The sequence below is a fragment of the Methanoculleus sp. SDB genome (assembly GCA_001412355.1).
Classification (GTDB): Archaea; Halobacteriota; Methanomicrobia; order Methanomicrobiales; family Methanomicrobiaceae; genus LKUD01.
The window spans coordinates 1-10,879 of record LKUD01000054.1 but is presented as its reverse complement, the minus strand read 5'-3'; the positions used below and the strand labels follow the sequence as shown (position 1 = coordinate 10,879).

Sequence of the window (10,879 nt, the reverse complement as noted above, 5' to 3'; positions counted from 1 at the left end):
CTCTTGTTTTTGACTTTCGTGATGTTGTTGAAGTTCGAATTAAAAAATATGGGGCTGGTTCTCAAGAGAATGATACATGGATATGCCAACATAGTTTGGGTAAATGTTCGAATGATTTAAAAAAGGAGTTCCTTGAGAATTATGGAAAAGGAAGCCTGAGGAACATCATAAAGAAAAAAAAAGGCGGCAGGGAAGTTAAGGGATTTAATGATAAGGAGATTGCGAACGGGAAAATTGATCCGGAAAATGGCTATTGGATTGTGACATTGACCGAACAGGAGCAATGGTCTGGGAAAAAACTGAACTATAACCATCTTTGGCTCTACGAGGTTCTAGCAAACTATAAAAAAATCCGATGGTGCCATGACACCCTTAAACCTGTAATCTACTATAAAAAAGATAAGGATCTGATAAAAAAACCGGGCAGTCTCCACGTAATTTCATCCGGTCCGGAAACAGGAAGATCCGTTGAAATTTTCAGGCTTTTGCGAGATATCTCACCGGAACTGCTCATTATTGAAAATGCCGATGAACTTATAAGCGATATTAGATACCATGGATCTTCAAGCAGTGAATTGCTAAAATATTTGCAGGAAGCAAAGCATACAACCTTATTATTCTCAACAAACTCTGAAATGCGACAATTTTATGGATTGCATTCAGATCAGAATGTCCTGTCATCAACAGGATGTACTATTCACACTCTTGATTCATTCAGTTTACTCAAATGGATGGAATCACAAAGCAATGAATCAAAATACCCTTCACCTCTCTCCTCTCAGCTGAAAGAAATAATTTCCGACCGAGAATACAGGATAAATACAACTTACATTGAAGTTCCTAAATTGACCGAATTTTTTACCAAAGCTTTTACTCTTATCGATACTTTAGACCGAGATGTCGCAAGGAATATTCGTTATTATCTGAGAAGGGTGATCTCTTCACCTCTCAACATAATTGGCGGTGATTATGACAATCCCGAGTACATGACAGCACAAAGGGGATTCGGTAGTATAGAGATAACATATGATACTATCTGTGGTGATCTCGAAATGAGTGCCTTTGAAGGGCTAATACAGAGTAATATCCCCAAACAATTCAAGCAAATTTTTGTAGATAACTTTCTACCAGAACCGTTCTGTAATTCGAATCCTTTGCGCGAATCGATGATAGATACAGCGAAAGAATTACTGGAAGGTGATTCTGAGGCATACGTGACTGTGGTTGTTCATTATAATGATATCAAGGGTTTCAAGCGGATTATGGAGAAAGAGGAGATGTTTCCAGAGCAATTCTCATCAAGATTTATGATTACAGGATGGAAGGGCCTCTCAAGTAGTGGGGCTCTCATAGATGATGGGTGTCGCCATTATGTCATTTCTTCTCAGTATCCTTCCTTGGGTTATTCCCTGCGTAGATCTGGTGTGACCGAATTTATATTCATAAGTGATCAGAAGGGGCTTGAAGGAATAAAGGAAATCATCAACCGTCGTCTTCTTGATACAATTGCCTATCCTATTGTTATCCCTGAGGACGGGGATTCGATTCCCGAATTACTTCGTGAGGGCTTCGAGGCAACCGATGTCCCGAAAACAGACAGGATGATCGAACTTTATTCAGACATTGATGATGAGTTCATCTCCTTTTCAGGATGGAAACAACCACTAAGTTCTGGGAAACAAGAGATGGATGTGGGACATGATTCGATTCTTTCTGGGCTTGAGCCAGGGGAAGAGGCATTTCTGTGTTTTAATGATGAGAACACGGGAATATTTATTCCAATTGGCCGGAGTGTAATGATAAAGGATGACGGTTTTTTCAAAGATGTCACAACCGACAATAGTAAATCAGACGCAATGATCTTCAGAAGCCTAATTGGAAAGGATGTCATTCTTTCTAGATCTGGTTTATATTTATCTTTCAGGACGATTTTTTTTAGATTTATGATGAAAAACGGAAAGCGAATGACATTCTGGAAACAACCGTATATGTGGAAGGGATTTGAAGACCTTTTCAACGCCACTATTGAGTGGATCCGTTTAATCGAGAAGACGGCGGATGAATACGCAAAGAAAACATCCATTAATCGTGAGGAAGCGCTTGTAATAATTGCCTCCAAGCTAACAGAAGCAGGTATAACGGCAACGGATCCCGGGACTGTGATCGGGTGGTGTACGCACTGTGAAGATATTACTATTGATTCCGGAACATATCGGGTTTATAAAACGGAGCATCCCTTCAGATGTGAGGATCTAAGGATTATATTGCATGTCCTGAGTAATCTTGTGCCGGGTGCAATCCCAAAAAAGACCGATCCTGATAGAATTTTTGCTGCAGCATTATGCTTACAGAATCTCCGACAAAAGGTTTTAAAATATAAATCTGATAGTGGCGATCAGACTTCTCTTAATATTAGAGCTGGACTCGCAAGGGAGTTGCAGGGTATAGTGTCTGATGCTGAAATTTTTAGACCAATTGCAGTCCAGAGGATTAAGTTGATAAAAAGTGTCGAACCGATGCGTTGTATTCCCAAGTTTACGGATTATATTTAAAATCAGATTTTGGATTATTTCAAAAGTTTACACAGGATGTGAATATATTTTCAACACTCCAAATGGGTTAATTCGATTTGACTAGTATACCTTTTCACTATCCCTACAAATGCGTTAACCGATCCTATCGCCAGCCTCGCTGGACCAACCAGTTCTCCGAATGAGCCCGCGCCGCGCCCATCCGCCCAAACCACCACACTCCTTATTACCCCATCCCTCCCACTACCCCGTATCCATGATCCGAATCCTCATCGCCTACGCAACGAAGCACAACACCACCCGCGAAATCGCGGAGGCCGTGGCCGAAACCCTCCGCTCGCCGGGCCTCGAGGTCGATGTCGCGGCCGCCGACGCCACACAACATGGCGATCTGAAAGAGGGTGAATGTGAAAAATTACATATGCGTCCCTTTTTGAATAATTGAGACATAATCCACGAACATATATTGTTTAAAGCTCTTTTTCCCGGTAATTTCAACTAAGATATCATTCTCTTCAAATTTTTTCACCAGGAGGTTCGCTGTTTGTCTGCTTGTACCAATACATTCAGCAACCTGTTTTACGGTTATTACCGGATTATCAAAAAGAACATCGATGAGTTTTACGGCATAAACGCCTCCAATATTGTGCCGGAGCAGCTTTTCCACGAGATTATTTTTCAGTGAAATAATGTCTTTTGCAGTTTCAATCGAATTGTTCGAAACTTCAATAATACCCTTTAAAAAGAATTCTATCTAGGATTCCCAATCTCCTTCATATCGTACACCAAAGTAAATAAGCACATTTTTTTATCAACTTATCCTGACAAATTTACTGCCGGAGAGGGAGTTGTCAGGAGAAATTTACAATTAGACGGTTACTGTCAGGATTGTCAACCAATCCTGACAATTTAGCCTGCCATTAAAAATCTGTCAGGAGAATAATACAATCAGGCCTTGACGGTCGGAATTGTAAACCAATCCTGACCAATTTCATGCACAGCGATATGATACCACGTTCAAAAACCCTCCTCTTCACCACACCCCTTATTACCACCATTCCCCAACTATGCCGTACCTATGACCCGAATCCTCATCGCCTACGCAACGAAGCACAACACCACCCGGGAAATCGCGGAGGCCATGGCCGACACGCTCCGCTCGCAGGGCCTCGACGTCGACGTCGCCGCCGCATCCTCGGTCACCGACGTCGCCGGCTACGATGCCGTCGTCCTCGGCACGTCGCTGTACATGGGCAGCGTCCTGAAAGATGCCGTGAAATTCGCGGGCCGGCACGAAGCGGCACTCCGGGGCCGCCCGGTGGCGGGATTCCTCGTCGGCATGGGTTTTGCCGAGCCGAAGGAGGATACGATGGAGCTGGCGGAGAAGGCGCTGGAACCGGTGCGGGCCCATGTCGATCTTGTCGGGCTCGGGACCTTCGCCGGCCGGATGAATCCCTCCTTTATGCCCGTAATCGGCTTCTTCAGGCGGTACGACGAGACGAAGACGGAGGACGCCCGCGACTGGGACGCGATACGGGCCTGGGCGGCGTCGCTGCCGGAAAAGCTGGGCCTCGCGGCCGCCGGGGACGATAGCGCATGACGGCACCGCGGAGGGCCCCCGGATGACCCGCCGCCTCCACGGTCGCATCAGCCTCGGCCTGCTCTTCGTCGCCGTGGCGCTCGCCGCATACGCGATCTTCGTCTCGTCCCCCGCCCGTGCCGCGGGCTACGTCCTCTTCGCCGCGGGCTCCGCCATGCTGGTGGTTGGCGTCTTCTGCACGAAATGCCCCGAACAGGGCGTGCGGTGCGCCCACGGCGTCCCGGGGATGCTGGCGGAGCGGTTTCTCCGCCGGCGCACCGGGCCCTATACGGGATGGGACTATGCGGCGGTCGCCCTCGCCGCGGTCGTCATCCTCCTCCTCCCGCAGGCATGGCTGGTTGTCCGGCCCGGACTGTTTCTGGTGTTCTGGATCCTGGTTGCGGCGGCGGCGATTGAGATCCGGACCTGTGTCTGCCTCGCGTGCGGCAATGCCTGCTGCCCGCTGGCCCGGCGGTAAGCCCCCATTTTTTACCGTTATTTCGCCAGCGCAATTATTGCCCGTGCGTAGATCTTCGCCATCGCGACCAGCTCGTCGCAGCCGACATACTCGTCCCTCCGGTGGATCGGGGGATTGGTCCCGGGCCGGTAAGGGCCGAACGCGACGGTATTCGGGAGTTTTCGTGCGTAGGTGCCGCCGCCGATCGCCACCGGGGGTGTCTCGTCGCCGGTCGCCTCCCGGTAGACGGCCGTGAGTGTTTGTATCAGCGCCGAGTCTGTCGGGTAGAAAAGCGGCGCATCATATTTCCGGATAGCCGCGGAACAACCCGTGCCCCGGAGGGATGCCTCGATCGTGTCAAGCACCGCATCTTTCTCCACCGTCACCGGGTGCCGGATGTCGAGAGTGATGCGGAATGCCGTCTCCGAAACATCGATGGTGCCGGCATTGAGGGTCAGGTCTCCCGAGGGTACGTCCGAAAGCGCCAGCCCGAGTGATGCGCCGTCCGTCTCCGTGCCGATGGTCCGGGCGAAAAAACCGATCGCACCGGCGGCACCGGGCGGGCCGAAATCCTGCGTGGCGAGGAACGCGAGGAGCTGCATGATGGCATTCCGCCCCTTCTCGGGTGTCGATGCGTGGGCGCTCACGCCCCCGGAGCGGATGACTACCAGATCGCCCTCGATTCCGGCGTCAAGCGTACATCCCGGGCTTCGCGGGAACTCCTCGCAGCCGTTGAGGATCGCGGCGGGATCGTCCGTCCGGATAACGGCTGCCGCCGACTCGGGCACCATGTTCGGCGCCGTCCCGCCGGAGAGGGAGACGAGCTGTGCACCGGAAGAACCCGCGGGATGCAGCGGTTTTTCCAGTTCGACCCAGAGCAGGCCCTTCTCGGCAAACACGACGGGAAAATTCGCATCGGGCGTGAATCCCGATGCCGGCGGCGGCTCCCGCGAGAGGTAGTGCGCGATGTCGGGGCCGCCCGTCTCCTCGGCGGTCCCGAAGATGACCCGGACTCGCTTCGAAAGCGCACCACCGCTTTCACGGACCGCGAGTAAGCCGAAGAGTGCGGCGAGCGCCGGCCCCTTGTCGTCGAGTGCCCCCCGGCCGTAGATCTTTTTGTCATGGATCTCCCCGGCAAACGGCGGGTACGTCCAGTCCTTGCCTTCCGGCACCGTATCGAGATGGCCGAGGACGGCCACGTACTCGTCGCCGGCGCCCGATTCCGCATACCCGACGCAATGATCGAGGTTTACGGTTGAAAAGCCGAGGCGCTCTGCGATGGCGAGCGCTGCGGCGAGCGCCTCCGCCGGGCCGGGTCCGAAGGGAGCGCCGGGTGCGGGCTCCCCCGCGACGCTTTTGATCCTGACGAGCTCCTGCACGGCCGCGAGAAGCTCCGGCGCATGCCGGTCGACGGCCCGGTCGAACGCGATCCCCGGAGAGCCGCTGCCGCCCCCGCCGGTATGACTATCCCCCACCACGCTCGTATCTCGACCGCGGGCGTATTATAGCTGGCGGCATTCGATAGCCGGGCATTTCGGTGCGGGAGCGGCAGGCGCCGCGGTCATTCGAGCGTCCGCCGGAACGTCGTGATGCCGAAGACGATGGCCGCGAGTGAGAAGAGCGAGATCATGACAAGATCGAAGGAGATCACGTCGAGGCCCTGCCCCCGGAGGATGATGCAGCGGAGCGCATGCACCGAATAAAACTCGGGATTCACCCACGAGACCCACTTGAGCCAGTCCGGCATCCCGATATGCGGGTAAAACGCACCGCTCGTGATAAAGAGGAGCAGGTTGAAAAACGCCACGAGTGCGGAATATGCGACATGGCTCTCGAAGCGGGAGGCAAACGATATGATGAAGCTCGTGATGCCGAGGCTGATCATCACGAGGACGAAGAGGACCAGCAGGAGGATTTCGAGACTCCTGATGATGACTCCTGCGATCAGGACATCGACGAGGAGGATGATCGAGGCGGTAAACACCGCCTTCACGGTGCCGCTCGCGATCATCCCGAGGATGATGCTTGAGCGTTTGACCGGGGTGGTGAGGTATCCTTCGATAATCCCCATCTCCCGGTCCATGATGATGGTGTTGCCGCCGCCGAACATGGTGGTCGTAAAAATCGCAAGGACGATCACCGCGACGCCGAAGAACTGGAAGTACTCGATCTCCCCGTAGATGGGCAGGATGTCGATAGCCACCGGTGCCCCGAGCCCGTATATCAGGCTTGAAAAGCCCGATTCGATGACCGAGGGGATAAGGTACTCCGAACTGTCGGTGTAGAGGCGTATGGACCCGCCGGAGCGGTAGGGGGCGGGAAACACGGCGGCTGCATAGACGGCCCCCTCGTCAAGCGCCGCTTTGGCATGCTCCTCGCTCCGGTAGAGGGTGATGTCAAAGGTTTTCGTCTCCTGCATCCGCTGCACCGCGTTTTCGAAAAGCGGCGTCTCCCCGCGAAAGAGATCTTCCTGCGTCACCCCGATCGGAATGTGGTCGATGGTCCCCCCGAGCGCATTTCCGAAGATTATCAGGAAGACCATCGGGAACACGACGGACATGAGCAGCAGAACCGGCGTTCGTATGAACTTCCTGAGATCGCGTTCGAGGATTGCGAGAGCGCCCTTGATCATGCCGCTCCCCCGCCCCGTGCATCCAGGTTCGCCCCGGTGATATGGATGAAGATGTCCTCCAGCGACGGGGACCTGATGGTGATCGAGGTGATCACCGCTCCCCGGTGCTCCAGCAGGGAGACGATTGAAGGAAGCGTCCTGCTTCCGTTGTGGGCGGAGATACGGAGTTTTCCATCCGCTTCCTGCACCCGTATCACGTTCTCGAGCCGCGAAAGATCGTCCGCCACTGCGCTCGCCACCCCGTCCGTGCCGATCTCGATCAGGTCGCCCCCGGGCATCGCCTGTTTCAGGTTTTCCAGCGTATCGACGGCGACCAGCTTCCCGTCGACCATGAATGCGATCCGGTCACAGAGGTGCTCCGCCTCATCCATGTAATGGGTGGTGAGGATCACCGTGGTGCCTTTCCGGTTGAGTGTCCTGATGTGCGTCCAGATGTCGCGGCGTGAGTCGGGATCGAGCCCGATGGTCGGCTCGTCCAGAAAGAGGATGCGGGGGTGATGGATGAACGCACGCACGATCTCGAGTTTCCGCTTCATCCCGCCGGAAAACGTGCCGGCCGGTGTGTTCGCCCGTCCGGACAGCCCGACCATCCGGAGCAGTTCGGGAATCCGCTCCTTCCGCTCCGCGTCGCTCATATCGAGAAGTTTCCCGTAGAAGTTCAGGTTCTCCCGTGCCGTGAGGTCGGGATCCAGCGTCCCCTGCTGCGGACACACCCCGATAATTCCCCGGATCGCTTCCGGGTCCCGCGTAATCTCGTATTCGCCCACGAATGCCGTGCCCGAAGTGGGGCGCATCAGCGTGGTGAGCATCCGGATCACGGTGGTCTTCCCGGCTCCGTTGGGCCCCAGCAGGCCGAAAATCTCCCCGGCCTTTACCACGGTGCTGACATCGTCCACCGCGACAACGTCCGTCCTGTTCCGGAATATCTTCGTCAGGTGCGAGAGGGTAATGATGCCGGTGCCGGCCGGCGGGGTTGCGGGTCCGGGTGATTGGTCGTCCGTTCGTGTCACGCTCCGGGGTGTGCATGGGCGAATCTGTTCAGACAGTAGTGTATCCCTCGTATCTGATAATCTCACCCATCGCCGTTGCCGCCCCCCGTTCGCCGGGACTGCCGTCATCCGCGGTCGCACGGGACCGGTGCGACGTTTTTCGGGAGGGATCCGGGACCGTCCGAACCAGCCAGGGGCCGGGTCCCCTGAAAAGAATTCGGTTAGGCCGTAGAAGACAAAGTAAAAATATCCGGAGATTTATAAAGGCATCTCAATGTCAGAGGATGACATCACGCTCACGAACCGGCAGCAGGCGGAGCAGATTGACCAGCTGAACCAGGAACTCGAAGAAGAGGCCCGGCGTGCGGAGGAGTGCCAGGAGCGGCTGAAATACCTTCAGGCAGATTTTGACAATTACCGGAAATGGTTTGAGAAGGAGAAAGGGGCCATCATCACGTTTGCGAACGAGCACCTGATTACCGACCTCCTCGTAATCCTCGATGATTTCGAACGAGCCCTGCCGGCCCTCGACACGGAAAAAAACAGCGAAGGGATGCGTATGGTCTATTCGAAAATAATCAAAATCCTGGCCGGGTACGGCCTGCAGCCCATTGAGTGCGTGGGAAAAAAGTTCGACCCGGCTGTCCATGAGGCGCTCTGCAGAGAGCAAAGCGACGTTGAGCCCGAAACCGTTATCGAGGAGATCGGGAAGGGATACCGGTTGAAATCGAAGGTAATCCGGCCGTCGAAAGTGAAGATTGCAGAACAACCGGCAGAACGATAAAGGTGAAAGAAAATGGCCAAAGAAAAAATTATCGGCATTGATCTCGGGACATCCAACAGCGAGGCTGCGGTGATGCTTGGCGGCAAACCGACAATCATTCCCTCGGCGGAAGGAGCGACCGTCGCCGGAAAGATGTTTCCGTCCTATGTCGCGTTCACCGCCGACGGCCAGCTCCTGGTGGGCGAACCGGCGCGACGGCAGGCGGTGAGCAACCCGGAAGGCACGGTAACGGCGGCAAAACGCAAAATGGGCACAAGCCATGTCTACACATTGCACGGGAAGGACTACACGCCCCAGCAGATCTCGGCATTCCTCCTGCAGAAAATAAAGCGGGACGCAGAAGCGTTTCTCGGAGAGCCGGTGAAAAAAGCGGTGATCACGGTTCCGGCCTATTTCAATGACAACCAGAGGACCGCAACAAAGGACGCCGGAAAAATCGCCGGCCTCGACGTGGTGAGGCTCGTCAACGAACCCACCGCTGCGTCCATGGCATACGGCCTCGACCGCGGCGGCGAGTATAAGATCCTGGTGTTTGACCTGGGCGGCGGAACCCTCGATGTGACCATCATGGAATTCGGAGAGGGAACATTCAACGTGCTCGCCACCTCCGGGGATACCCAGCTCGGCGGCACCGACATGGACAATGCGGTGTTCGAATGGATTGCAGCCGAGTTCCTGAAAAGTGAGGGGATAGATGTCCGCACCGATAAAATGGCCATCAACCGGGTGAAAGAAGCGGCTGAAAAGGCAAAGATCGAGCTCTCGACCGTTCTTGAAACCGAAATCAACCTCCCCTATATCACCGCCACGCAGGCAGGCCCCAAACACCTCTCCATGAAGCTGAGCCGGGCAAAGCTCGAGCAGCTGATCGAACCGATCATCAAACGCTGCATCCATCCGTTCGAGCAGGCACTCAAGGATGCCGGCCTGACAAAAAACGATATCCAGAAAGTGATTCTTGTCGGCGGGCCGACGAGGATGCCGGTCGTTGAGAAATTCATCGAGGATCATGTCGGGAAGAAGGTGGAGCGGGGAATTGACCCGATGGAATGCGTTGCCGTGGGAGCGGCGATCCAGGGCGCGATTCTCGGCGGCGAGATCACCGACATGGTGCTGCTCGACGTGACGCCCCTGACCCTCGGAATCGAAACCCTCGGCGGCGTGAGAACCCCGCTGATCGAGAGGAATACGACGGTTCCCACGAAAAAGAGCCAGATATTTTCCACCGCCGCCGACTTCCAGACATCGGTCACGGTGCATGTGCTCCAGGGGGAGCGGCCCATGGCGGCCGACAACGTCAGCCTCGGGCAGTTCAACCTCGTCGGCATCCCGCCGTCACCCCGGGGCGTCCCCCAGATAGAAGTCTCCTTCGATATCGATTCCTCAGGCATCCTCAACGTATCCGCAAAGGACCTCGGGACAGGGAAGGAGCAGAAGATGACCATCACCGCCTCGACAAAGCTGGCCGACGCCGATGTCAAAAGGATGGTCGGTGAGGCCGAACAGTATGAAGAGCAGGACCGCATACGAAAAGAAGAGGTCGAGGCCAGGAACGCCGCCGACTCGCTGGTGTACACCGCGGAAAAGACGCTCTCCGAAGTTGCCGGAAAACTGAGCACCGATCTGACCGACAGGGTGAAGGCGGCGATAACGGCGGTGAAGGGGGCACTGGAAGGAAAAGATACCGCTGCAATCAGGGCAGAGACCGAAAAACTTCAGAAGGTGCTGGGCGAGGCGGGATCTGCCATCTATCAGGAAGCCGCCCGGCAGCAGGCACAGGAAACGGCAGGTCCGCAGACCGGAGCGCAGCCGGAGGGGGAGGCGAGGCGGGAAAGCGGCGAGGATGTCGTGGATGCCGATTTCAGGGTTCATGACGAGAAATAATCATTTTTTTGAGACCGATGGAA

9 protein-coding genes are annotated in these 10,879 nt (G+C 54.9%); 6 read left to right on the top strand and 3 right to left on the bottom strand.

All coding sequences use genetic code 11. The features are described 5' to 3' along the window. Window positions 1-95: 95 nt before the first annotated feature. From APR53_03515 to APR53_03500, 4 genes are all read left to right on the top strand, one after another. Window positions 96-2,552 carry a hypothetical protein gene (locus APR53_03515; protein KQC04264.1) on the top strand — a complete coding sequence of 819 codons (2,457 nt, stop codon included), beginning with the start codon at window positions 96-98 and terminating at the stop codon, window positions 2,550-2,552. Between the two features lie 235 nt (window positions 2,553-2,787). Beyond that, complete coding sequence (locus APR53_03510) at window positions 2,788-2,976, top strand: hypothetical protein (GenBank protein KQC04263.1); 189 nt, start codon at window positions 2,788-2,790, stop codon at window positions 2,974-2,976. 633 nt (window positions 2,977-3,609) lie between these two features. Continuing rightward, window positions 3,610-4,131, top strand: coding sequence for a hypothetical protein (locus tag APR53_03505; GenBank protein KQC04262.1), 522 nt, complete (start codon window positions 3,610-3,612; stop codon window positions 4,129-4,131). A 22-nt stretch (window positions 4,132-4,153) separates the two neighbouring features. Beyond that, window positions 4,154-4,588 (top strand): hypothetical protein, encoded by a 435-nt coding sequence (locus APR53_03500; protein ID KQC04261.1) that lies wholly within the window; start codon window positions 4,154-4,156, stop codon window positions 4,586-4,588. Window positions 4,589-4,605: 17 nt separating this feature from the next. Here APR53_03500 and APR53_03495 read toward each other — a convergent pair whose 3' ends face one another. The 3 genes from APR53_03495 to APR53_03485 form a co-directional block, all read right to left on the bottom strand. Then, window positions 4,606-6,042 (bottom strand): hypothetical protein, encoded by a 1,437-nt coding sequence (locus APR53_03495; GenBank protein ID KQC04260.1) that lies wholly within the window; start codon window positions 6,040-6,042, stop codon window positions 4,606-4,608. 86 nt (window positions 6,043-6,128) lie between these two features. Continuing rightward, window positions 6,129-7,199, bottom strand: coding sequence for an ABC transporter (locus APR53_03490; protein KQC04259.1), 1,071 nt, complete (start codon window positions 7,197-7,199; stop codon window positions 6,129-6,131). Continuing rightward, window positions 7,196-8,152: a hypothetical protein gene (locus APR53_03485; GenBank protein ID KQC04265.1), complete on the bottom strand. Its 957-nt coding sequence runs from the start codon at window positions 8,150-8,152 to the stop codon at window positions 7,196-7,198. The genes APR53_03490 and APR53_03485 overlap by 4 nt, the downstream gene beginning before the upstream one ends. 310 nt (window positions 8,153-8,462) lie before the next feature. On the opposite strand from APR53_03485, the gene APR53_03480 reads away from it, so the two are divergent. Continuing rightward, window positions 8,463-8,972 (top strand): molecular chaperone GrpE, encoded by a 510-nt coding sequence (locus APR53_03480; GenBank protein ID KQC04258.1) that lies wholly within the window; start codon window positions 8,463-8,465, stop codon window positions 8,970-8,972. A 12-nt stretch (window positions 8,973-8,984) separates the two neighbouring features. Next, window positions 8,985-10,856: a molecular chaperone DnaK gene (gene dnaK / locus APR53_03475; protein ID KQC04257.1), complete on the top strand. Its 1,872-nt coding sequence runs from the start codon at window positions 8,985-8,987 to the stop codon at window positions 10,854-10,856. Window positions 10,857-10,879 lie beyond the last annotated feature (23 nt).

Excerpts from the sequence above, each read along its gene's own strand:
- APR53_03480 (KQC04258.1), top strand. The coding sequence starts at position 8,463 with ATGTCAGAGGATGACATCACGCTCACGAACCGGCAGCAGGCGGAGCAG.
- dnaK (KQC04257.1), top strand. The coding sequence starts at position 8,985 with ATGGCCAAAGAAAAAATTATCGGCATTGATCTCGGGACATCCAACAGC.
- APR53_03500 (KQC04261.1), top strand. The coding sequence starts at position 4,154 with ATGACCCGCCGCCTCCACGGTCGCATCAGCCTCGGCCTGCTCTTCGTC.
- APR53_03510 (KQC04263.1), top strand. The coding sequence starts at position 2,788 with ATGATCCGAATCCTCATCGCCTACGCAACGAAGCACAACACCACCCGC.
- APR53_03490 (KQC04259.1), bottom strand. The coding sequence starts at position 7,199 with ATGATCAAGGGCGCTCTCGCAATCCTCGAACGCGATCTCAGGAAGTTC.
- APR53_03505 (KQC04262.1), top strand. The coding sequence starts at position 3,610 with ATGACCCGAATCCTCATCGCCTACGCAACGAAGCACAACACCACCCGG.